Source organism: Paenibacillus sp. GCM10027629, from assembly GCF_042676425.1.
In the GTDB taxonomy this organism is placed as follows: domain Bacteria; phylum Bacillota; class Bacilli; order Paenibacillales; family Paenibacillaceae; genus Paenibacillus_K; species Paenibacillus_K terrigena.
Genome location: NZ_JBHTGZ010000009.1, coordinates 1,368,911 through 1,391,685, shown reverse-complemented (window position 1 = coordinate 1,391,685; position 22,775 = coordinate 1,368,911). Strand labels below are relative to the sequence as shown.

The window sequence follows — 22,775 nt, the reverse complement described above, 5'->3', positions numbered from 1 at the left end:
TTGGCGATATAAACAACCTTAGAACGCGGTCGCTCATCTTTGAACGTACCTCGATAGAGGTTTATCTCATAATTGTGAAGCCAATTCAGCGATACGTTGATTGACATGATCTTCGAATAGGCCACCGTGATAGGCAATAACTCGCGTAATATCATATGAAGTGAGCTTCTGGATCGAAGCGTTAGCTTGAGCTAGGTCGATTGAATATCTCGGATCTGGACCTAAGAGTTGCCCGTTCTCAACGACCATCGCATCACCTGCGATCAGTGTCTTACTCGCTTGATAATAGACGCTGAAATGTCCGGGTGTATGTCCAGGTGTATTAATGATGATTATTCCGCCACAATAAGGGAGTATCTCACCGTCTGCAACCAAGGTGTTCACGGGTGCAGCAGGTGGATTTGCGAGTAATCGTTTGAAGGGGATAGCACGTTCTGGCGGCCAAGAATCCATCGATGCGACGACCTCATCCGTAAATTTCATGATCCGTTGTTCCCCTTGAATATAGGGTTTCTCAATCGCATTACTAATGACCTCGATCGGATCTTCCGCGTGTGCAACGAAGCTAGGCAGCCCGCCAATATGGTCTAGATCATGATGTGTAATGATGATTTTGCTAAGGGTTTGAAGTGATTTACCTACCCGTTCGAAGGCTTCTTGAAATAAAGGGAGTTGACCTGGATAACCGGTGTCGATCAGAATTGTCTCATTCTCGTCCCAGATCAAGGTAGGGTAGATAATACGTTGTTCTCCCATGAGATGTGCTGAAATTTCGAGTGCTTCGATACCAATTCCTGTGTTCAAATGAATCCCTCCATTGTTCATATGACTGATGCTAGATTATAATAACGCTGCACACAAACAATGTCAAACATTAAATTTTAATCATAACACAAAAATAAAAATTTGTCAATATTTAAATTTGGCTATTTTGTATATTATGATAATCATAGAACATATAATTGCGAAAGGATTGGTTTCCTTTGGAAAATAAGACAGCGTTGGTACTCGGGGCTTCAGGATTAGTCGGAGCGGCTCTGGTTGAAATCCTAGTTTCTAGAAACTATTATCAGCAGATCCATCTACTTGTTCGAAGACCGCTGCAGCTTGCATCCGGGCGATGCATCCAGCATGTCATTGATATGGATGAACTACAGCGGTATAAACATCTTTTTGAGGTCAATGATGTATTCTGTTGTCTTGGGACGACGATTAAGAAAGCGAAGTCGAGAGAGGCATTCCGCAGAGTGGACTATGAATATCCTGTGGAAGCTGGTCAACACGCTGCACAGCATCACGTTGAAGGGTACTATATCGTGACTGCCATGGGAGCTAGCTCTAGATCATCGATTTTCTACAGTCGAGTCAAAGGAGAAGTGGAGGATAAGCTCGCTTCCCTTCAACTTCGTTCACTACATATCTTTAGGCCGTCATTGTTGACCGGAAATCGGGAAGAATATCGATTTGGGGAGCGAGTAGCAGAGAAGATCAGTCCATTCTTGAACCCGTTGTTCGTTGGACCGCTGAAGAACTATCGTTCCATCGAAGCGTCTACGGTTGCGTTATCCATGGCTCTGACAGCGGAGAAGCCGGTAAAGGGAACTTATGTACATCTTTCCCATGAAATGGCTGATCAAGTTGCACGCCACAGTTGAACGAAAAGAAATAGAGGTGGATTATGAAAGGGAATCAAATTTACTTACGATCATTAACGATCGAGGATTCTGAAGCTTTGCTGCAACTTCGGCAGCGTAATCATCAATTTTTACAACCGTTTGAACCGTATCGCGGTGCGAATTATTTAACATTAGAATGGCAAATTCAAGATATCGAGAATAGCGAATTTGGTGCAAAGTCAGATCAGTCCCATACCTTTGGTATTTTTCACAACGAATCGGATGAACTAATCGGTAGAATCGCGATTACAGGCATCGTTCGAGGTCCAGCTCAGCATGCGAATATCGGGTACTTTCTAGATGAAACCTACAATGGGAAGGGATTGATGACAGAAGCGGTGGGGCTATGCATCAAATTCGCCTTCGAGCAGCTGAATGTGCATCGACTCCAGGCTGGTGTCATGCCTAGAAATCTTCGTTCTGCAAGGGTATTGGAGAAGGCGGGCTTTAGACGCGAAGGGCTGGCTGAACGATATATTCACATTAACGGCGTCTGGGAGGATCATGTTTTGTTCGCAATAACCGCTGAAGAATACCAAGTTTGATCGGACAAGTTATACAAAATTATACAGCGAGATTCAGCTTATTTTAAGCTTCGGATGGTATGGTGACGACATGAGATTGTGTGCTCGAAGAGAAAGAGGGATTCATCATGAAAATAACTATGAAACATCTTCGAATGCTGGGTGTGACGGCCGCGGCCATCCTCGTGATTATCTTCTTGCCTTGGCATCATGGGCCTAAACATCCCTTGCGAGGAGGATTGGTGATTCTGCGGCCAAACGCAGTTGGGCTCGGAGCCAGACCTATCATTTCCGGGAAGAAACCGAACATAGCTGTTGAGGTGCCATCAGTGAAGCTATTTGACCACAAGGTCGCTGTGATCATGTACCACCACATCGATCCGAAACTTCAAAATGAAGACACCATTACGCCTGAATTATTCGCATCACAGCTCGATGAACTGACTCGGAATCATATGCAGTTCATATCCTTAAATCAGTTCCGCGCATTTATGAAAGGTGGGAGTGTGCCGGCGAATGCCGTGCTTGTCACGTTCGATGATGGATATGAGAGCTTCTATAAATATGCTTATCCGATCATGAAGAAGCGTCATATTTCCGGCGTATGCTTCGTCATAACAGGTGATCTGACGCCGCGTGCAATGGTCTTTACACCGCACATGACGCCGGATGAGATTCGGGATATGACGCAGCATGATCCCGATATGGAAGTTCAAGCGCACACGGATGATCTGCATTTTAAGGTTAATCGCGGGCATGATGGCTTAACGGGGTTCCTCATCGTGAATGGGAAGAAGGAGAATAAGCAGCAATATATGGCTCGAATCAACCAAGATATTAAGGCATGTGTTCAGAAGTTATTACCCTTAAATCGGCATGCGATTGATACGTTCGCCTATCCTTATGGACTGCACAATTCATCTTCGATCCGAGTTCTGCAAGCGAATGGCATCCATTACGCATTCACGACAAAGCCGGGGATCAGCACGACGGCGACGAATTTGATGTTATTGCCGCGTATTAATGGAGGTTCGCCTCATATTACACCGCAAGCCTTATACCAATCGATTCGCAATGCGGCTACGCCGCCGCTTACGTTCATGGGCTCCTTGTTAGAAATGCTGAAGCCCGCTTAATACGAAGAAGCCCAAGACATATGTCTGGGCTTCTTTTGGTTCCACTAGCTTGATTTTAGATAATCCAAAAACAGTCGTTTGAGGATTTGCAGCTGTCTGATGGGGTCAATATCGGTCTCAAGCATCGGGATGCTGTTCTGCAGCGATAATTTCTTCGCGAATAAACCAAAAGCATGAGTTACCGTTGCTATTGTCTCCCCGAGAGGTAGATCGGATCGTATGGATCCATCATGGATACCGTCTTTCACGATCTGGCTTAAGGAGTTCTTAATTCGTCCGATCGCTTCGGTATACAGCGGGAGATCCTCTAACGGCTCAGTGGATTGGGCGGCATAACTCTCGAATGCTTCGAGCAGCTTCGTATTCTGGCTATGTTCCGCGCCGATAAACCCGATGAACGTATCCAACATGTACTCCAGCTTCTCATAACAAGTGCCTGGAAGATTTGTGACTCGATCGAACGTCTCGATTTGCGATTCGACAATCCGCGTAGCGACGGCAACGATTAATTTATCTTTTTTCGGAAAATGCCGAAATACCGTGGCTACACCCATATGAGCTTCTGTCGCGATATCCTGCATCGTTGTTTTGTCCAGTCCTTTGCGATTGAAGATGCGCTCAGCCGCTTCAATAATCAGAACAATCCGTTGCTGTTTAGCATCCTCACGTTCTAGGTCCCATCTGGTCTTCGTATTCACGTGTTCCCACGTTCCTTCCCATACGTACGTATTAATTGGTGATTGATAATAACAGAACGGAAGTTCATTGTCAAATGGAAGCGCTTATTCGAATAAGTTGTACTTTGGCATGAAAGGGCGTATAATATGTTTTGGATATGATGATAGTCACGCTATCGTTATGATATTATGGCTATCTTAACCTAAATTAATCATTTATAAGGAGTCGGTGGACATGTCGGAAACAAATCAAGTTGTAGTTATTACGGGAGCGGGTAGTGGTATTGGCCGTGCTTCAAGCTTGAAATTTGCTACAAATGGCGACAAGGTCGTATTGGTAGACTTCAACCCACATACAGGTGAAGAGACTTTGAAGCTTGTGAAGGAACAAGGCGGCGAAGGGATTTTCGTGCAAGCGAACGTTGCGAACAGTGAAGATGTGCAGAACTATGTGAACAAAGCGGTTGAGACCTATGGACGTATTGATGTTTTCTTCAACAATGCAGGTGTGCTCCAGAAGATGTCTATGTTCGCGGATATAGAAGAAACCGAACTTGATCGTATTCTATCCGTTAACGTCAAAGGTGTATTCCTTGGTATGAAATATGTGCTTAAAGTAATGGAGAACCAAGGCAGCGGCGTTATTATCAACACCGCTTCGACAGCGGGAATTCGCAGTGAGCATAGCTTAGCTGTATATTCGGCGAGCAAACATGCCGTTGTCGGCTTGACGAAATCGGCTGCACTTGAGTATGTGAAGAAAGGGATCCGTGTGAATGCCATCTGCCCAGGTGGGGTGGATACAACCCTTACGCAAGCTGTTCCAGTAATGATGCAGACGTCGGGTTATATTCCAGAAGAGCTGCCTAATATGAGACTTGGACGCTTCGCGCAGCCTGAAGAGCTTGCAGAAGTGGTTACGTTCCTCGCATCGCCGAAGAATAGCTACATGACTGGATCGATCGTAGCAGTCGATGGTGGATTAACACTGTAATAAATAAGGAGCTTCATCATTTAGAAAAAAGACGGATCTCATGAAGAGGTCCGTCTTTTTTTTGCTCGAATTAGGGATGGGAAGAGTCGATATCCTCCTTCAGGCGTGCAATGAAATTACGATAAATACCAGAGAAGTGCTTCCCTTCAGCGCGTACCCAGCCCAGGTAAACAGGCTGCTGATCAATGGACTCGAGCTCGAGTGTAATGATTTTTGAGGCGAATAGATCTGGACCGTGAAGGAATGAGAAATCAATTCCTAGGGTTACCGCTTGATGATTGATGACGGATGTGCGAATCGCATCGGTATTGTTGGAGGTGTACAGCAGATTGACGGAACCGTATTTTTCTTGGAAGTATTGAACGAACCACGTAACATAATCATCTTGATAAATCGCTAATGTCTCATTTCGAAGCTGCTCAGCTGTGACAGAGTTCCGCAATGCGAGTGGGGATTGTCGACTGACTCCAGCAACGATCCGTCCTTGCAGCAACGGTTCGAAAGTGAGCCCCGTTAGATTTTGATGGATATGCTTGGATTTGATAATGAGGCCGATGTCAATCTTATTATGCCGAATATCATCGAGAATTTCCTGTGAGCCCTTCTCCGTGATTTCCATACGGATATTCGGATAGGCGCGTTTGAATCCCATCAGCGAATCTACCCATAATGACATCGGACCTGGGATCGAAGCGACGCGGAGTTCACCGCTGACATGGTTCGAATAACCTTCGGCTTCATCGCGTAAATCCTGAACTTTATGAAGAATATCGTAGGCTCTCTGAATGATTAATTTTCCTTCGGGTGTCAGAGCTGCTCCCAATCGGGAGCGTGTAAATAAGTGAACCCCTAATTCCGTCTCTAAATGGCTGATGGATTGGCTGATTGCGGATAGGGTGACATGTTTGTTCTGTGCGGCACTGGTTAGAGAGCCTGTCTTTGCAACTTCCACGATATATTCTAATTGTTCGAGATTCAAATTGCTTCACCTCTATTACTTAAGTAATACTTAACTAATAGTAACTATAATTAATTATTAATAAATGATCAACAGTGTTACAATGAATGCATAAAGATCAACCATTTGCAATGAAATATATCACAAACTGAGAGGTGTTGGGTGATGAGACTACAAGGGAAAGTTGCACTCATTACAGGCGGCGGCACAGGGATTGGGAGAGCGACTGCGCTCCGGTTCGCACAAGAAGGTGCCAAAGTGATTGTCACAGATATTCAGTTACAGAGCGCTCAGGATACTGTTCAAGAAATAATTCGGATAGGTGGAGAGGGATTGGCTATTCGTCATGATGTCTCCCAAGAAACAGACTGGATTCAAGTGGTGGAACAAGCGAAAGAAGCCTATGCGAATATTGATATTTTGTTCAATAATGCAGGAATTTATATTATTAAGCCGCTTGCAGAGATCACGATCGAAGATTGGAATCGCCTGATGGGGATCAATGTAACTGGCGTATTCTTAGGGATGAAACATGTGATGCCAATTATGGCTGCACAGCGGAAAGGTTCCGTTATCAATGCCTCTTCGATTGCAGGGATCAAAGGCGCTTCAGGCCACGTGCTATACGGTGCAAGTAAAGGTGCGGTTCGATTGATGTCTAAAGATGCTGCCATCGAGTACGCTGCCGCAGGTGTTCGAGTGAATTCCATTCATCCTGGTTACATTGATACAGGGATGGTTGACTATGCGGCTGCAACAACCAAGGCTTCTAAAGACGCATTAGCGGATCTATCGCCTAACGGTCGTCTTGGTACGGTTCAAGATATTGCGAACATGGTGTTGTTCCTTGCTTCAGATGAAGCATCTCATGTGACTGGCGGCGAGTTCGTCGTCGATGGTGGGGCAACGGCGAAGTAAGTTAGAGACGAATAGGGGGTATTAGCCATGAAATTACTTCATAAAGTAGCGATTGTAACCGGTGGAGCTAGTGGGATTGGTGAAGCGACTGTCAAATTATTTGCAAATGAAGGTGCGAAAGTAGTTATTGCGGACTTCTCTGATCGCGGTCAACAATTGTCAGACACATTGAATGCAGAGGGTAAGGATACACTTTACATCAAGACCGATGTAACGAATGAAGAGCAAGTAAAACATATGATTGAGGCTACGGTGGAGAAATACGGCCAATTGGATATACTATATGCAAATGCAGGGATTGCCAAAGATGGACCAGCCCATGTGTTGAATATGGAGGCATGGCAGCGTACGATTGACATTAACTTAACTGGTGTGTTCCTCTGTGATAAATATGCAATTGAGCAAATGCTCAAGCAGGGTACAGGCGGCGCGATCGTGAATTGTGGATCCATTCATAGTCATGTTGGTAAACATGGTGTTACAGCTTACGCATCAGCGAAGGGTGGCGTGAAGTTATTGACGCAGACACTGGGTATTACTTATGCCCAAGAAGGAATTCGTGTCAACGCCATTTGCCCAGGTTATATTGATACCCCATTGATTGAAGGACGCAATGAAGCGCTTAATGAACATCTTGTGAGTCTTCATCCGATGGGGCGGCTGGGCAAGCCTGAAGAGGTAGCCAAAGCTGTTCTGTTCCTGGCGAGCGATGATGCATCTTTTGTTACAGGTACAAGCTTGCTCGTCGACGGAGGATATACCGCTCAATAATTAAGTCGAATAGGTCAAAGACGTCGGTTACCGATAGAAATATGGGTAGCTGTCGTCTTTTTTTGTATGCAAAGATCTTATGAAATCGATATCGGGGGGATAGATACCAAATATCACTAGCAATGTTGGTTGCTTCACTATAAAATGGAATTATATATAATGAAACTCAGTTTCATGTAATGAAACGAAAAGAGGGGGGTGGCTTTCAATGGCATACGAATTTGTTGGTCTGGACCATGTTCAACTTGCAGCACCTGAGGGTTGTGAAAGTGAAGCTAGGAATTTCTATCATCATCTCTTGGGTTGCCCAGAAATTCCGAAGCCTGAACCGCTCAAGCAACGAGGTGGTGTATGGTTCCGATGTGGAAGGCATGAAGTACATATCGGTGTGCAGAAGGACTTTGTGCCCGCAACCAAAGCCCATCCAGCATTTCAAGTGCATCAAATTGATGCATTGCGGGCCTACTTGCTCCGGAACCACGTTCAAGTGATAGACGATACGGCGCGCACGGATGAGGGCGTGAAGCGTTTCTATGTACAGGACCCTTTTGGCAACCGGATTGAATTTTTAGAATGGATGTAATTGACAAATCATGAGTATGACATTACGATTGTGGTAGGAATTTACTTTTTATAGGAGAGGGTGAGTGTTCAATGTTGAAGCAGTCTGAATTCAAGGATCACAGAATGATGAACGTGCGTTGTAATCTCATTGTACCGCCCTTACTCGATACGTATATTTTGTATGCGTAAATAATTCATGAGTAATTGGGATAGGACCATGGTGATGTACGCCGTGGTCTTTTTTGTTGTTCAGAATAAATGAGGGGGAATACCAATGAATACAATTAGAAATTTGTATCCAAACGAAGTCGAGGGATTAAAAGTGATTCTACGGACTGTGTATCAAGAAATACTAAGTTATCAAGAAGATCGTATCCAGAATAATGAAATCAAGATGCGTGAAGCGGTGAAGTCCACATTACCTTATTTAAATCTTTTCAAAACACATATTCCTAAATACAAGCAGCGTTACATTGAATTATTGGAAAAACAAGAAGAACTGAAGGCATACGATTTGATCATTTGTTTTGATCGTGCGATATATGAACTACATGCTCGTGTCGAAGCTGGAATTTTCGCGGATCTGCCATGGAGTAAAGAATTAAGAGATTTATTGAACGAGAGACAGAACACGACGGGTGTAGAGATGACTCGAAATGAATCGGTTGTCGAGTACATCACGAGTGGAATGAGTGTAAGCCGTGGTGTTGTGGAAGGTATCGCTCGTGTCATTCTGGATGAAGGCAATATATCGGAACTCAACCAAGGAGATATTCTTGTTACTTCAATGACAGCTCCTAACTTCGTACCTTATGCAAGGCTTGTCTCGGGTCTAGTAACGGACAAAGGCGGGTTAGTATGCCATGCAGCCATTTTAGCTAGAGAGTTCAACTTACCTTGTGTTGTTGGCTGTAAAGATGCAACGAAGACAATTCAAGATGGAGAGCGGATCAGACTCGATGCAGATACAGGGATTGTGGTGAGGTTAACTAGATGAGTATTCTACCACTTATGAACGTATCCGATGAATTTTCTTATGGTGGGAAGGCTGTACAATTAGGATTTGCATTGCGAGCTGGATTGCCTGTACCCATGGGCTTTGGCGTATCGTATCAGTCTGTTCAGGAGATTGTAAACAATGAAAATGAGCATTTATTAAATGGGTTAGATGAAATTATATCTCTACTTGGAGATTCCTGTACCGTCAGATCTTCCGCTGTCGGTGAAGATGGGGTGCAGGCAAGTTATGCTGGAATATTTAGGACTGAACTTCATTTGACGAATCGATCTCAAATTTTGAATGCAATTCGGCGGGTTGCTTCCTCTATTCATTCCGATCAAGCTAATCAATATCGTAACAAAATGGGGGTGACATCGACCCCAGAGATGGCAGTTATTATACAGCAAACGGTCAAGGCTGAATGTTCAGGTGTGATGTTTACAAGGCATCCGATCACGCATATTGATGAACGGATCATTGAATCATGCTGGGGACTAGGGGAGAGTGTTGTATCAGGTAGAATTATCCCTGATCAATACAGGGTTAATAGAGGAGCAACGAGTAGTCAATTGGTTAGAGGAATGCAAGATACAGCCATGTATACCTCATTGAACGGAGGCACAGTTGAAGTTGAACTTGAAGACCATCTGAAAGACCAGGCTAGTCTCAACGATATTCAAGTTAGACAACTTGATCGCTTAGCCCAAACCAGTGAAGAGCATTTCGGAGCAGGACTTGATTTGGAATGGGCCTTTGCGAGCAATTCGTTGTATCTACTGCAGTGCCGGAAAATGACGACATAGCTATTTTACATGAAAATACCGCAATACTGTCTTCATCTTGGAAGGTTCTGTCTTCGTATTGTCCGTCAAGTAAATTTCGCGATGGGTACGTGTGCTAAGCTCTAAGTTATGCTCTTGCATGAAATGTTTCATTCTCGCGAAGCTATGTACTTCATCAGCAAAAGGTCCCATATGCAGCATTTGGACGGACTTGCCATCTTCAATGGAATCGAACACAACCTCATCAAGAGCAAGGTTCGGTTTCTTCTTCTTCGTTGCCTCTAAAGCGCGGCTCACAACATCTTCTGTGACGAAATCAGGTTGGCGAATCATGATCGTGTAGATTAAGTCGTCTAGGTTCAATGTCTCAACAGAGCGGCTTTCCTCGGCTAGATCCCACACACCTTCTAGCGGATACACCGTATATTCGAAGTAACCTGGTGGAGTATACCCTTGCTTAGGCATCATTCGAATGGCGTAAGATAGAGCATAGAGGACCTCGACTTTCGCAGAAAATGCTGTAGAGTTCGGGTTTCCTCTACCTCGAATCATTAGAAATTGCTGCTTGGGCACGGTGATGAGCACGGGTTGGTTTTTCGGAAGATAGAGATCTTTTTCTTGTTTTCTCCATTCATATTTCATCGTATTCACTCCCATTCATCTATGAATCCTTTTAGATTTGACTAGCCTCGAGGATATCTTAAATGAAATGGATTGAATATTCAAATGTGACACATTTTCACATATAACAGATTATTGTATTGTAATATATTGGAACTAATTATATAATCATACCTAGATAATCGATGCATCTAATTCCGATGTATTATTGGAGGCCGTTATGAAGATTAACAAAGAATTAATGAAAGGCAGTACTGTCATCTTGATCCTGACTTTATTAAGTCGTAAGGAAATGTATGGTTATGAAATGGTCAAAGAGCTAGAACATCGATCAAGCGGGCTATTTACACTCAAAGAAGGGACACTGTACCCCATTCTCCACACGCTTGAGACAGATGTTTTGGTAGAGTCTTATTGGAGTGATGAAGGCGGTCGAAATCGTAAATATTATCGCATAACGGATAAGGGTAGACGACAGCTTGAAGAGAAGAAGCGAGAATGGACACTTTTCCGATCAACGCTTGATCATGTGATAGGGGAGGGTCAAGCATGAATGAAGCATTGTTGGAACATGAAGCAGTTGTGGAATATCTTAATCAAGTATGCAGACAAATAAAGGTGAAGGAAGTTCATCGTGACATAAGAATGGAATTGTTGAGTCATTTGAGTGAACTTGTTGATGATAAGATGATGGAAGGGCTGTCCCAGGAGGTTGCAATCCAGCAAGCATTGGTACAGATGGGCAATCCGGTCCTATTAGGGAAGCAACTCCACACTGCACATAAACCTGTGATGGCCTGGGGGTTACTTGCTCTCGTTGCGATCTTTGTCGGGTTAGGCCTATTGGCGATGTATGCGATGAACTTTGCTATAGATCGTGATTACAGCGGAATCTTTTTATCTAACCAACTATTCTATGTCACGATAGGGATGCTAGTTATGGTTATGATATACTTTTTCGATTACCGCAAATGGCAGAGGTATTCATGGTGGTTATATGGGGTTGCCATCGGGTTAATGGTGCTCTGTCAAGGGTATGGTCGCCAAATGAATGGTATGAAGCAATTTCTCAGTCTACCCGGAGGATTTTATGTGAATATCTATGAATTTGTTCCTTATTTATTCATTATTGCTTTTGCGGGTAATATGGTGACAACGCGGAAGAAGTATGATGGTCAGCAAGTGAATACTTGGATGACGATACTATTTTATCTGATTTTACCGGGTTATTTCTACGTCACGGCTCCTTCGATCGCTGGATTAATCATTCATAGCAGTGGAATCATCGTCATGCATGTTTGCTTGAGTCGTCGTGTGAAGCTGCTTCTAGGAAGTGTGACAGTATTCTTCATGATGGGACTGGCTGCATTGTTATTCATGCATGATAAGGGGTATACAATAACGCGTATCTCTGGGTGGTTAAATCCTATGCAAGATCCATCCGGTAGTGGCTATTTCTATATAACCATCTCGAAAGTGCTTCGCTCTGCTGGAATGTGGGGACAAGGCTTTGGAGTGCGAACCAAGCTTCTTCCCAATATCCAGAATGATATGTTATTTCCTTACTTAGTCTATAGTCTTGGCTGGGGTTTCGGACTTTTATTGATCATTTTAGTATGCATCATGTTGTGGCGTATCGTTAAATTGACCCTCGAACTCATGGAACCATTCGGAAGAGCGCTGGTCATCGGGTTATCTTCGATTTTATGTTTTAAGTTTTTTTACAACATGCTTATGTCCGTTGGGCTTCTGCCGATAACTTCGATTAATATGCCATTTGTCTCTTATGGTGGAACGATGATGGTTGTTAATCTAGCCGTCGTCGGAATCATTTTAAGTGTTTACCGGAGAAAGAAAATGCTCAGTCAACTCGCAAAATAATACTTAGTGTATCACTGTGCCTAACCGTTCGAGCACCATATCCAAATTCTGTCCAGGAACTCGCATGATCAAATCTCCTAGCTTCTTTAATCGTTCTTCAATATTATGTAGATTAAACTCTTTCGCATCGGGGCGGAGAGCCACTTCGGACCAGAGCAGCGGCGTAGAGAGTGTCGCATGCGGTCTAGCGCGTGGTGTGTATGGGGCAGAGAGCGTTCTTCCATAGCCATGCTGGAGATAATCAATATAAATTAAATCCCCGCGATTTTTCTTGAACCGTTCGATTGTGAACAGCTTCGGGTACTTCTGAACCGCGAACGAGGCAATGAAATGGCCGAGCTGGCGCAATTGATCGAACGAATACCGCTCGTCGGACGGAAGAGGAACGTAGATCTGTACACCGGTAGCACCAGAAGTTTTGGGCACGGATGTAATGCGCAGCGAATCGAGAATTTCACCAATCGCTTGCGCTGCTTCCATGATGCGTGGCTCCGGGTCGCGACTCGGATCGAGGTCGATGATCCACTCGACGGGTGCCGTATGCCCTATATAATGAAGGGATGGGTGAAATTCCAGGCAGGCGAGATTGCCAAGCCACATGAGGGTGGATAACGAATTGAGGTTTACATAGTCAATATCTTCTAATGGGGCAGTCTGCACGAAATCTGGTTTTCCTGTTGGACAATTTTTCTGGTAGAATGATTTAGCCTGAACGCCATTCGGATACCGAATGGTCGTCAGATGACGATTGGCACAATATCGGAGCAGATATGGAGCAAGAAACACGAGCTTGTTCAAGTAATCCAGCTTCGTCACTTGAGCTTCCGGCCAGAGAAGCTTATGGGGATTCGAAATAGTGAGTTCGTTGCCTTCTATCGTGATTTTCTCTTTCTGGCCGACGCTCATGTGGTTGCTCCTTATCGATTCATATTTTGGGTTTACGGCTAATTTTCGGATGTCGAAGCATACCTTGATGTGTTATCTCAAGACCTGTGACTTCACAGCTTAACGGCTTAGATAGCCACAGGACGTGTTCTTTTTTTAGATCCATAGGAAGTGGTGAGAAGGGTGCGCACGAAGCCGAATGAGTTGCCGCGTAAGCCATTAATTGCTCCTTGTCTGCACCATTCAGTCCTAACGAAACACGACCGAAGTAGGCCCCATCGCTCACCATGACCATACTTGCCACTCGGCCTTCGCGAATGGTAATACCATAGATGTCGACTTCACGCAGGATGGATGTTTTACGTTTCCACCAATCTTGATGTTTCTTGCCTTCATGGTATCGGCTTGTTAAGCGTTTACTGACAACACCTTCCCACTTACGCTCCTCCACCCAGTTCCAGAGCAGGTCCCCATTCAAGAATAGATCGGTCACAAAAAGCTGCGGCAGCTTCTCCGGCAATAATTCATTCAGACGCTGATGACGCGACCGAAAAGGCTCGAGTGCCCAATCTAAACCGTTCTCATGGAGAATATCGAAGACGACGTACATCGGTTGATGATCTGGATATTGTGACTCGGTTGACACGACACGCTTGCTGCGAACACGCTGTTGGATACGTTTGAAATCGGGCCGCTGCAATACGGTATCGAACATGACGAGCTCTCCGTCAAGCAGGAGGTTGCCACTTGGAAATTGCTTCTGCAGCAGCGCTACGATTTCAGGGAAAGCAGCATTTTGCGTAAGCATGTTCTTAGAATAGAGCGTGACATTTCCTTCCGATAAAACAGCGAGAGAGCGAACGCCGTCCCACTTCAATTGATACCCAATATCAGATCCCGTCGGAAGTTGATCTTGATAGATGGGGGACATCGGCTTAATCGGAAGGGTCATACCATAAACATGCAGTCCGGTGAATCCCATCTTAAGAAGCCGTTTCCTTCGCTTTTTTGCGGCTGCGAGGCTTTGGTTTGGTAGGTGCTGGTCCACCCGTGTCTGCTGCGACAACTGGCTTCACGACATCAAGGCTCGCCTGTAATGCCGACATCAGATCTATGACATTCGTCTTCTGTGCTGCTGGTGCTACATTAATTTCTTCTCCGGCGATTTTATGTTCGATGGCTTCCAGTAATGCTACGCGGTACGTATCTTTATACTTCTCAGGCTCAAAAGGAGTCGTTAGTTGGTCGATCAACATTTTCGCCATATCCAGTTCTTTTTCGTTCACGGTTACAGGCGTCTGCGGCAAGTTCGGCACTTGGCTGACGGGTCGAATCTCATCAGGGTAGAAGATCGTCTCCATCGCAATACAATTGTCGATCACGCGAATGGCGGCGAGACTGCTCTTGGAGCGAATAGATACTTGAGAAATACCAATTTTCTGTGTTTGCTTCATCGATTCGAGCAGTAGATTATACGCATGCGCTCCAGTTTCAATCGGGGAGAGATAATACGTTTTCTGAAAATAGATCGGATCGATATCGTTCAAATGGACGAAGTCCAGAATCTTGATATCCTTGGTGATCTCTCCGGACAAATTCTCCAGCTCATCCTTCTCGAAAATAACGAATTTTCCAGGTTCATACTCATAACCCTTCGAAATTTCTTCCCACTCCACTTCGGTATCGCATGTTTTGCATTTTCTTACATAGGATAAGGGCGTATTGCATTTCTTATGAATGTATCGCATCGAGATATCTTTATCTTCCGTGGCCGAGAACATTTTCACAGGAACGTTGACTAACCCAAAACTGATGGCGCCTTTCCAGACTGTATGCATGACATATCAACCTCCATGAACGTTTTTCGTACAGGCTTGTCATTAGTATGGTCCAGGTAACTGCGATTTATAATGGGAAAAGGGAGCAGGGATTGCGAATGCTGGTCTTATTCGACTTGGATGGAACGCTGATTAGTTCATATATGGATAATCCGGATAGGAATTATGATCACTGGACAATTTTGCCCCATCGAAAAGAGATTCTACATGCCTTGTTAGCACAAGGGCATACCATTGGTATTGTCACGAATCAGGCCGGTGTTGCGTTCGGACATATTACAGAGAAGAAGGCGATGCAGAGGATTCATGCCGTATTCGATGCCCTTGAGCTCACGCCATATCCTGCTGTCCAAGTGAGCTATGGCCATCCGAAAGCACGTATTCCTCGTTATCGGAAGCGCGAAGCTGTTGCCCGTCGGAAGCCTTCCGGACGAATGCTTCGGGAGCATATCGCTATGAACCCTGAAGCGGCTTCGGAGGGTGTTATTTATATAGGTGATCGTCCTGAAGATGAAGCAGCTGCGAAGGATGCAGGTGTTGATTTCGTATGGACAGATGCGTTCTTCCGACTTGTTAGCGTAGAGCATAAATGATTTACAACCATTTTTTATCTATACATTATTTCTAGCTCCTTTAGAATGAAAGTACGTACCTTTTGAACCACCCATCCCGGTTGAGGCTATCAATAGGCATATATAAGACGAATACGGCGATATTATTGCTGGGATAAACTGTATTCATTATGCGTGGAAATGCATTGCGATCGACGCATTGTGGGTACGTGAGGACTATCGGAAAACGGGGCAAAAAGACGCTCAGCATCACCGGTCATGGTGATGCGAGCGTCTTTTGGTGCAAGGATGATATAAGGCATTATAGCGGACGAAGAGCAACCTCCGGCGTCTCCTTCAACCGTTCGATCATATCAAGCCAAGCTTGTGGTTTGTTCGGGAGTACGGAGTAATACCAAGATAGGAAGTCAACGATCAATTGGCCAGGCAGGGCTACGATCTGATCATCTTTTGGCATGAAGCAGAAGTCAAGCCCATCAACCGCCTCACCGTCATTGCCCCATGATGGATGCACGTAAGGGAAATCAAGTCGTTGGTAGCCAAGATGTGAAAGTACTTCACGCCGTACGATCGGATTCATCGGAGTTACACCGCCGAATTCCAGATCAATGGATTGGTAAGGATCATAAATTTCTGCGAACATGCCGAGCATTTGAACGCCTGCTTCGGCAGCTAGCTGGTCAAGATCGCGCTCGCGGTTTTTGTACAGGAACCGCCCAATGCCAAGGCCCGGCTTGCCAATAATCGTGAAATCGGTCATGGCAACGTTCAATGCTGTGACATAGCGGTATTCCGTTGAACCGACAACTTGTCCTTCATGGACAGCGACGAAGACACGAATATCCGGATCTTGTAACGGTTCTCGCCAGAGGTCGAAGGCAAGCACTTCTTCTGGTGGGAAAATAGATTTCATTAAGTTATGCATTTGGGTGAACAATGGATCTTCAATCGATGTAATGCGGATATATTCCATAGTCATCGTTGCTCCTCTCAGTTTGTGTGGATTCATGTCAATCGTCTATTGAAATGGGTTCTTCCACTCCATCAATAGCGCATGGTTACAGGATTCTTCGTCCTCAAGATAATTGTGGGCTACAGCGACCGGCGTACGGCCGCAGCGCAGCAGGAATGTAATGACAGGGTCGCGTAGTTCTCCCCTCATCACGGCACTTGCATATTGTTCAGGCGTCATCTGATCTGCATAGCGATGATAGCCCGGCATCCGTCCTCCGCCTAGTAGGCGCTCCAATCGAAGCTGTACGACCGTCTCATACATGGACTGCATCAACCATTTGCCGATGCCGCATTTGCGATAGGCAGGTCGGACACCGATGTCCACCACATATAAGGAATTTCCGTTCGGATTATGGTTGCGAATATAGCCATGATCCGTGACTTCCTCCCAAGTATGTTCAGGATGTCCCGGATCGAATTGCGTGATAAGACCTGTCATCGACCCAATGAGATGCCCATCACTTTCCGCGCACAATGCGCCTTCAGGGAAATTCTTCATATGACTGCGCAGCTGTTCTGCGTTCCACCATAACTCGGAAGGGTAGGGCGGCGGGAAGCTCTCTCGTTGAATATCAATCATTTCTGCAATATCTTGTTCTTGATAATTGCGTATGGTGACAGGCAATGGCGTCTCATCTAGAAATACGTAGAATGATTTGTTGAAAGTCATCAACGGCATCCTACCAATCTGGATAGAGGTCCGTACGGCGATCACGCCAAGTCGTAACGGATCCACTCTCACGGACTTGATGCAGGAGCGAGAGATCGAGGTCCGCTGTAATAATCATGTCGTTATTGATCTCGCCTTCTGCGATAATGCCACGCGGCGGAAACGGTACATCGTTCGGCGACAAGACTGCAGCTTGTCCGAAATTCCCGCGCATGAAATCGACGGTCGGCAGGGAACCGATGGTTCCAGTCGTCACGACATAGATCTGATTCTCAATCGTACGTGCATGGCAGCTATAGCGAACGCGGTGGAAGCCGTGTCGGTCATCGGTACAGGAAGGACAGAAGATGACATCCGCACCTTTCGCGCGCACCATCCGAACGATCTCAGGGAACTCGATATCATAACATGTCAAAAGGCCGATCTTGCCTTTATCCGTCTCGAACACTTCAACGCCATCGCCAGCGGACATGTTCCATTCGGTGACTTCGGTTGGCGTAATATGAATTTTGGCTTGCTCTGCTACCTGACCATCCGGATAGAAGAGATGCGCAACATTATACAATTTGTTGTTCCTGCGGATGACATGGGTTCCACCGATAATGTGCATCCCGTATTTTTTCGCGAGTCCTGTGAAGAGACTTAAGTATGCATCCGTATAATCTGGCAGTTCTTGAATGGTTAGAGCTGCGGCTTTGTCGTTCCCGATCGACATGAGCTGAGTAGTCAGAAATTCGGGAAAGAGGACAAAATCCGTATTAAACTCATCCGCGGATCTTACATAATGCTCGACTTGATCCGCGAATTCTTGAAATTTCGAAATGGTGTGTAAATGATATTGTACTGCAGATACCCGCAATTTCATTTCATCGCCTCCCCTAATTTACCTTGTTCCAAATAACATACCTATTATGAAGCACAGTAGGCAATTGAACAAGTATAAAAATAGGACCCTCCCCTGTCATATGAACATGGTGAAGGTCCTTCGATTTATGCGAGCTTATTCACGGCCTGCTGCTGCTTCTTACGATCCTGAAGCCGAATGGTTCCTGCTGTCATCAAGAGCAGCAATCCGTTAATGACGAAGACGTACGGGATTGGCAGCCATCCACCTAGCGCGCCGCCAATCATCGGGCCTGCCATCGTGCCAAGCTGGTTCGCCGATTGATTCAAGCTGAATGCGCGGCCCCGGAAGTCTGGTGTAGTTGCCTTCACGATCAGGGCATTCAGTGCAGGGTAGACGGCGGCGAAGAAGAGTCCATAGACGAACCGTAGAATACCGAATCCAACAATGTGATGGAAGAAGATTTGAAGAAGATTCCCAATTCCACCTCCAATTAAGCCAATCATCAAGATTTTGCGATAGCCGTATTTGGCTCCGAGCTTGCCCCATTGTGGTGCGGCAATAACGGTCGCAATCCCAACAGCGGAGAAAATGATACCCGAGCTGAAGGATGCATCACCATGCGTGATGCCCATATCCAGCACATATAGCGTAAGCAGTGGTTCAAGAATCATGACCGATCCGCTGACGATCAATACAGTAACGAATTGATTCATGAGAGGCCTGTTGCTTGCCGCTTGCTTGAGATCATCGATCACATGGGAACGGGCACGGTTGCGATCGAATTTCTCTTCTTTAATACCGATCAGTGCGATCAATGCAGCGATGAGCACGACCACAGCGGAGAGGAAGAATGTCTCTCGATAGCCGAAGAACCGGCTCATCGTACCGCCGACCATCGGACCAATAATACTTCCGGCCGCACTGGCTGTGGCCATAATGCCTAACGCGTGACCGACATGTTTCTCCGGTGTATTCGTACCGACGAGCGCGATGGCAGCGGGGACATAGCCTGCAAGAAGTCCTGAGAGTATTCGGACAGCGATTAGTTGATAAGGGTTCTGTACAAGTGCTGTCAAGACGTAAATCCCGGCAAGTGCGAATCCGGAGCGGAGCAGCATGGGCTTCCGGCCGTATTTGTCCGCGAGTGATCCCCAGTATGGGGCGATCATGGCACTCGCTAGAAATGTAATGCCGAACGCAATGCCGGACCATAATGATAAATTCGTCGTTACATGCAGATCACTGCTGATAAAGAGGGAAAGAAAGGGGACTGACATGGAGAAAGCCGTACTGCAGAAGAAAACGCCAGCCCAGAGTACATAGAGATTTTTTTTCCAAGAATCCACGGGGTTCACATCCTATTCTGCCTATTCACGGTCCTATTTTGAAATTTCATTGTACCATGAATATAAACATAGAGATCTTACTTCAACTCCGAAATAAGCTCATATCTGAGCATAATAGGGAACAAGAGAGGACTAGGTGGTACTAACCAAGCTTTTTCGGAAAATTAAGGCAGAAAAGTGATCGATTCGCCAGAACGTTTATTTTTGGGCAGTGGTCGTTTATACTGGAGGAATGAGTGTTTAGGGTTGTTCTTCGATATTCGAATAAGAAAGGAGAGGAAATTGATGTTCGTAGAAGAAAGACATCAAGCCATATTACATAAGCTGCAGCAAGAGAAATCGATTAGAGCTTCGGATTTGATTCAGATCTTTCAGGTATCATTTGAGACGATTCGCAGAGATTTAGAATTCCTAGAGAGTGAAGGGGTCCTAAAACGGGTACATGGCGGTGCGATCCTAACAGAAATGGATTACAGCCGTGAAATTCCTCGGACGCTGCGTGAGAATACGTATCTGGAAGAGAAGAATGAACTCGCGGAGATTGCGGCGTCCTTCGTCGAAGAAGGCCAATCCATCGCACTGGACGTGAGCACGACGAATAATCATTTCGCCCAAGTGCTGAAGCGCAAATTCGATCGATTAACGATTATTACGAACTCCCTTCCAATTGCGAATGATTTGATGTCGAAGCCAAACTATACGATCATTCTGATCGGCGGGGTTATTCGGAATTCAGAGCAGGGAACAATTGGTGACTTGGCTGAGGAGTTCGCTAGCCGGTTCCATGCGGACTTATTCTTCATGAGTATGAGCGGGGTGACCTTAACCGAAGGGATTACGGATTATGGCCTAGCGGAAATGCAAATTAAGAAGATTATGCACAAGAACGCGAAGCGTACGATCGCCCTGGCGGATAGCAGCAAGTTTGACGCGATCTCCTTGATCAAAATCTGCGGTGCCACTGAGGTTGAACGGTTTGTCACGGACTCTCATGTCTCTGAAAACATCGTGCAGAAGTACAAAGAACATGGAATCGAAATTACGTATTCTTTATAAATACGAAGAACCCTGACCCGAATGGTGTTAGGGTTTTTTTGCGCACACGAGAATGCAAATTTAATATTGTGTTTGTGTGTGTTTGTGTGGTATTGTGTTGGTACAAAATACATATGAAAGTGAAGGTGGCACAGGTGGTTGTTATCTCCCTAATACTCGTCCTTTGCTCGGGTATGGCGCACGCCGTATGGAATTTATTCACGAAGCAAAGCGAGAATAAGAGTGTGTTCTTATGGTTGATATTCATTCCTGTAACGGTCGTTCTACTTCCCACGCTCTTTATGGAGCTGGCGTCGAAATCTCTCCCGGTCGTTGCTTTTGTGTGGATGGGTCTATCGATGGCCATGCAGGCCATTTACGCAACCTTATTATCCCGAACCTATCAAATGGGGGATTTATCTCAAGTGTACCCTGTGATGCGCGGTACGGCGACATTGCTCATTCCGCTGCTCGGGGTCCTTGTATTCGGTGAATCGTTAGCGGCTTGGGGCTGGATTGGAATTACGTGTATGTTGATAGGGTTCTTCTTAATGAGTGGCTGGACGTGGAAGAAGAACCAATTCACCACTTCCTACAAACCATGGCTATATGCTCTATCTGTGGGATTGTGTGTGACGTGTTACACCTTGATTGATAAGCAGAATCTATTGTATTTATCCCCATTAAGTCTATTGGCTCTGACGAATATTGGTTTTATTATCGGATTAACACCAAGTGTGATCAAGTCCAGACGTGTGAAGTCCGTACTTCGATCCAATTGGCAAACTTTTATCATTGGTTCCGTTCTTTCACCGGGATCTTATTTATTATTCTTATTTGCGATGCAGCATGTGCAAGTATCCTACATCTCGCCGCTTCGGGAAGTGGGAATTGTCTTCGGTACTGTGCTCGGTATTCTCGTGTTGAAAGAGAAGAGCGGTATGCGTAGAATTGCTGCAGCATGCAGTGTCGTGGCGGGGATATTGCTTATTGCTTTCTCGGGATTTTAGCAGCAGAACCTATCACAAATAAAAAGGAAGCCTCCAATGTCGCAAAATGGAGAGCTTCCTTTTTATTATCACCGGTCAGACTTATTTCTCAGCAATTTGCTTCGTCTGTGAATCTGCTTCATGATCTTCTTCTTCAACCATACCTCGGGTTGAGTTGCGAAATTCCCGTAAAGTATCGCCAAAGGCTCTTCCTAGCTGTGGCAGCTTAGATGGGCCGAAGAGAATGAGCGCGATCGCCAGAATTATTATCAATCCGGATACACCGATATTATTGAACATGTGCCTTCATCCTTTCTAATTCCATTTCATGATTCAGTACGTGTCTGCATCCGACGCCATTGTCTACTCGAAATATAGATGCTTATCTCGAACAGCAGGATTAACGGAATCGTAACAGATAGATGGGAGACGAAATCTGGCGGTGAGATGCAAGAGCCGAATATTGCAAGTCCCAAATAAGCATATTTTCGCGTCATTTTGAGGCGTTCCGGTGTCAATAATCCAATTCGGGTAAGGAACAAGATGATCACTGGGAGCTCAAAGGCTGCAGCTAAGGGAATGACCAAATCGAATAGAAAGGAGAAGTATCGGTCAATACCATAGGTTTCAATCGCGCCAATGGTGTGATTCATGCGTTTCATGAATCGCAGCATCATCGGGAAGACCACGAAATAACTGAAGGACATCCCAGTCAAGAACAACAGGAACGCTACCGGAATATAAGGGAAGGCGCTCGACGCCTCCTCCTCGGTAAGTCCCGGTCTTGCGAATGCCCATAACTGATAGAGCATGACAGGAACGGTGAACAATAATGCGAATAATAAGGCGCATTTCATATAGATCAACAGCCCGTCAGTGAACGAAAACACATTCCAAGCGATCGGTTCTGCAAGAGGCTGCGACTTCAAATACAGCAAGATCGCCGGGGATACATAGAGTCCCGCACTGAAGGTCATAATGAACCAAATGGCCACGATAATCAATCGTTTGCGCACTTCCGCAAAGTGAAATATCAAGTTGTCCTGTTCCATATCAACCCTCCGCTTCTATCGATGG

The 22,775-nt window shown here is 45.4% G+C and carries 27 protein-coding genes; 14 read left to right on the top strand and 13 right to left on the bottom strand.

The features are described 5' to 3' along the window. Nucleotides 1-66: 66 nt before the first annotated feature. Nucleotides 67-804 (bottom strand): MBL fold metallo-hydrolase, encoded by a 738-nt coding sequence (locus ACFQZR_RS15830; protein ID WP_379347476.1) that lies wholly within the window; start codon nucleotides 802-804, stop codon nucleotides 67-69. Between the two features lie 179 nt (nucleotides 805-983). Here ACFQZR_RS15830 and ACFQZR_RS15825 point away from each other — a divergent pair, with 179 nt between their 5' ends. The 3 genes from ACFQZR_RS15825 to ACFQZR_RS15815 all read left to right on the top strand — a co-directional run bounded on the left by ACFQZR_RS15825 (nucleotide 984) and on the right by ACFQZR_RS15815 (nucleotide 3,336). Further along, complete coding sequence (locus ACFQZR_RS15825; protein WP_379347474.1) at nucleotides 984-1,655, top strand: Rossmann-fold NAD(P)-binding domain-containing protein; 672 nt, start codon at nucleotides 984-986, stop codon at nucleotides 1,653-1,655. Between the two features lie 23 nt (nucleotides 1,656-1,678). Further along, nucleotides 1,679-2,221: a GNAT family N-acetyltransferase gene (locus ACFQZR_RS15820; RefSeq protein ID WP_379347472.1), complete on the top strand. Its 543-nt coding sequence runs from the start codon at nucleotides 1,679-1,681 to the stop codon at nucleotides 2,219-2,221. Between the two features lie 119 nt (nucleotides 2,222-2,340). Further along, nucleotides 2,341-3,336, top strand: a complete 996-nt coding sequence (locus tag ACFQZR_RS15815) for a polysaccharide deacetylase family protein (RefSeq protein ID WP_379347470.1) — start codon at nucleotides 2,341-2,343, stop codon at nucleotides 3,334-3,336. A 44-nt stretch (nucleotides 3,337-3,380) separates the two neighbouring features. Here the strand turns inward: ACFQZR_RS15815 and ACFQZR_RS15810 are convergent, their stop codons facing one another. After that, complete coding sequence (locus ACFQZR_RS15810) at nucleotides 3,381-4,034, bottom strand: TetR/AcrR family transcriptional regulator (RefSeq protein WP_379347468.1); 654 nt, start codon at nucleotides 4,032-4,034, stop codon at nucleotides 3,381-3,383. Nucleotides 4,035-4,248: 214 nt separating this feature from the next. On the opposite strand from ACFQZR_RS15810, the gene ACFQZR_RS15805 reads away from it, so the two are divergent. Next, nucleotides 4,249-5,007 carry an SDR family NAD(P)-dependent oxidoreductase gene (locus ACFQZR_RS15805; RefSeq protein ID WP_379347466.1) on the top strand — a complete coding sequence of 253 codons (759 nt, stop codon included), beginning with the start codon at nucleotides 4,249-4,251 and terminating at the stop codon, nucleotides 5,005-5,007. A 70-nt stretch (nucleotides 5,008-5,077) separates the two neighbouring features. On the opposite strand, the gene ACFQZR_RS15800 is transcribed toward ACFQZR_RS15805, so the two are convergent. Continuing rightward, a complete protein-coding gene (locus ACFQZR_RS15800; protein ID WP_379347464.1) occupies nucleotides 5,078-5,986 on the bottom strand; it encodes a LysR family transcriptional regulator in 909 nt (302 codons plus the stop codon). A gap of 144 nt (nucleotides 5,987-6,130) precedes the next feature. On the opposite strand from ACFQZR_RS15800, the gene ACFQZR_RS15795 reads away from it, so the two are divergent. From ACFQZR_RS15795 to ACFQZR_RS15775, 5 genes are all read left to right on the top strand, one after another. Then, entirely contained in the window at nucleotides 6,131-6,883 is a 753-nt protein-coding gene (locus ACFQZR_RS15795) for an SDR family NAD(P)-dependent oxidoreductase (RefSeq protein ID WP_379347462.1), read from the top strand. Between the two features lie 27 nt (nucleotides 6,884-6,910). After that, on the top strand, nucleotides 6,911-7,654 hold the full coding sequence (locus ACFQZR_RS15790) for an SDR family NAD(P)-dependent oxidoreductase (RefSeq protein WP_379347460.1): 744 nt from the start codon (nucleotides 6,911-6,913) through the stop codon (nucleotides 7,652-7,654). Between the two features lie 208 nt (nucleotides 7,655-7,862). Next, on the top strand, nucleotides 7,863-8,237 hold the full coding sequence (locus ACFQZR_RS15785; protein ID WP_379347458.1) for a VOC family protein: 375 nt from the start codon (nucleotides 7,863-7,865) through the stop codon (nucleotides 8,235-8,237). A gap of 255 nt (nucleotides 8,238-8,492) precedes the next feature. Continuing rightward, on the top strand, nucleotides 8,493-9,215 hold the full coding sequence (locus ACFQZR_RS15780; protein ID WP_379347456.1) for a PEP-utilizing enzyme: 723 nt from the start codon (nucleotides 8,493-8,495) through the stop codon (nucleotides 9,213-9,215). Continuing rightward, entirely contained in the window at nucleotides 9,212-10,021 is an 810-nt protein-coding gene (locus tag ACFQZR_RS15775) for a PEP/pyruvate-binding domain-containing protein (protein ID WP_379347454.1), read from the top strand. Before ACFQZR_RS15780 ends, ACFQZR_RS15775 begins: the two co-directional genes overlap by 4 nt. Here ACFQZR_RS15775 and ACFQZR_RS15770 read toward each other — a convergent pair whose 3' ends face one another. Continuing rightward, nucleotides 10,022-10,642, bottom strand: coding sequence for a GyrI-like domain-containing protein (locus tag ACFQZR_RS15770; RefSeq protein ID WP_379347452.1), 621 nt, complete (start codon nucleotides 10,640-10,642; stop codon nucleotides 10,022-10,024). Between the two features lie 199 nt (nucleotides 10,643-10,841). On the opposite strand from ACFQZR_RS15770, the gene ACFQZR_RS15765 reads away from it, so the two are divergent. Next, nucleotides 10,842-11,174 carry a PadR family transcriptional regulator gene (locus ACFQZR_RS15765; protein WP_379347450.1) on the top strand — a complete coding sequence of 111 codons (333 nt, stop codon included), beginning with the start codon at nucleotides 10,842-10,844 and terminating at the stop codon, nucleotides 11,172-11,174. After that, nucleotides 11,171-12,502, top strand: coding sequence for an FtsW/RodA/SpoVE family cell cycle protein (locus ACFQZR_RS15760; protein WP_379347448.1), 1,332 nt, complete (start codon nucleotides 11,171-11,173; stop codon nucleotides 12,500-12,502). The genes ACFQZR_RS15765 and ACFQZR_RS15760 overlap by 4 nt, the downstream gene beginning before the upstream one ends. 3 nt (nucleotides 12,503-12,505) lie before the next feature. On the opposite strand, the gene ligD is transcribed toward ACFQZR_RS15760, so the two are convergent. Genes ligD through ku form a run of 3 tightly spaced genes read right to left on the bottom strand, consistent with a single transcriptional unit; the run spans nucleotide 12,506 to nucleotide 15,225 of the window. Then, complete coding sequence (ligD, locus tag ACFQZR_RS15755) at nucleotides 12,506-13,408, bottom strand: non-homologous end-joining DNA ligase (RefSeq protein ID WP_379347446.1); 903 nt, start codon at nucleotides 13,406-13,408, stop codon at nucleotides 12,506-12,508. Nucleotides 13,409-13,427: 19 nt separating this feature from the next. After that, on the bottom strand, nucleotides 13,428-14,369 hold the full coding sequence (locus ACFQZR_RS15750) for an ATP-dependent DNA ligase (protein ID WP_379347444.1): 942 nt from the start codon (nucleotides 14,367-14,369) through the stop codon (nucleotides 13,428-13,430). A gap of 1 nt (nucleotide 14,370) precedes the next feature. After that, nucleotides 14,371-15,225, bottom strand: coding sequence for a non-homologous end joining protein Ku (gene ku / locus ACFQZR_RS15745; RefSeq protein WP_379347442.1), 855 nt, complete (start codon nucleotides 15,223-15,225; stop codon nucleotides 14,371-14,373). A 98-nt stretch (nucleotides 15,226-15,323) separates the two neighbouring features. Between ku and ACFQZR_RS15740 the strand changes: the two genes are divergently transcribed. After that, the gene (locus tag ACFQZR_RS15740; protein WP_379347440.1) at nucleotides 15,324-15,818 is read left to right on the top strand and encodes an HAD-IIIA family hydrolase; all 495 of its coding nucleotides are present in this window, start codon (nucleotides 15,324-15,326) and stop codon (nucleotides 15,816-15,818) included. Nucleotides 15,819-16,098: 280 nt separating this feature from the next. Here the strand turns inward: ACFQZR_RS15740 and ACFQZR_RS15735 are convergent, their stop codons facing one another. The 4 genes from ACFQZR_RS15735 to ACFQZR_RS15720 all read right to left on the bottom strand — a co-directional run bounded on the left by ACFQZR_RS15735 (nucleotide 16,099) and on the right by ACFQZR_RS15720 (nucleotide 19,674). Next, nucleotides 16,099-16,770, bottom strand: coding sequence for a GNAT family N-acetyltransferase (locus ACFQZR_RS15735; RefSeq protein WP_379348867.1), 672 nt, complete (start codon nucleotides 16,768-16,770; stop codon nucleotides 16,099-16,101). A 45-nt stretch (nucleotides 16,771-16,815) separates the two neighbouring features. After that, nucleotides 16,816-17,481: a GNAT family N-acetyltransferase gene (locus ACFQZR_RS15730; RefSeq protein WP_379347438.1), complete on the bottom strand. Its 666-nt coding sequence runs from the start codon at nucleotides 17,479-17,481 to the stop codon at nucleotides 16,816-16,818. Nucleotides 17,482-17,491: 10 nt separating this feature from the next. Further along, nucleotides 17,492-18,346: a carbon-nitrogen hydrolase family protein gene (locus ACFQZR_RS15725; protein WP_379347436.1), complete on the bottom strand. Its 855-nt coding sequence runs from the start codon at nucleotides 18,344-18,346 to the stop codon at nucleotides 17,492-17,494. A gap of 125 nt (nucleotides 18,347-18,471) precedes the next feature. Continuing rightward, nucleotides 18,472-19,674: an MFS transporter gene (locus ACFQZR_RS15720; protein WP_379347434.1), complete on the bottom strand. Its 1,203-nt coding sequence runs from the start codon at nucleotides 19,672-19,674 to the stop codon at nucleotides 18,472-18,474. Nucleotides 19,675-19,959: 285 nt separating this feature from the next. Between ACFQZR_RS15720 and ACFQZR_RS15715 the strand changes: the two genes are divergently transcribed. Next, on the top strand, nucleotides 19,960-20,730 hold the full coding sequence (locus ACFQZR_RS15715) for a DeoR/GlpR family DNA-binding transcription regulator (RefSeq protein ID WP_379347432.1): 771 nt from the start codon (nucleotides 19,960-19,962) through the stop codon (nucleotides 20,728-20,730). 113 nt (nucleotides 20,731-20,843) lie between these two features. Continuing rightward, nucleotides 20,844-21,719 (top strand): EamA family transporter, encoded by an 876-nt coding sequence (locus ACFQZR_RS15710; RefSeq protein WP_379347430.1) that lies wholly within the window; start codon nucleotides 20,844-20,846, stop codon nucleotides 21,717-21,719. Between the two features lie 81 nt (nucleotides 21,720-21,800). On the opposite strand, the gene ACFQZR_RS15705 is transcribed toward ACFQZR_RS15710, so the two are convergent. Further along, complete coding sequence (locus ACFQZR_RS15705; RefSeq protein ID WP_379347428.1) at nucleotides 21,801-21,998, bottom strand: twin-arginine translocase TatA/TatE family subunit; 198 nt, start codon at nucleotides 21,996-21,998, stop codon at nucleotides 21,801-21,803. Between the two features lie 26 nt (nucleotides 21,999-22,024). Continuing rightward, the gene (gene tatC, locus ACFQZR_RS15700) at nucleotides 22,025-22,750 is read right to left on the bottom strand and encodes a twin-arginine translocase subunit TatC (RefSeq protein ID WP_018758139.1); all 726 of its coding nucleotides are present in this window, start codon (nucleotides 22,748-22,750) and stop codon (nucleotides 22,025-22,027) included. Between the last annotated feature and the right edge of the window lie 25 nt (nucleotides 22,751-22,775).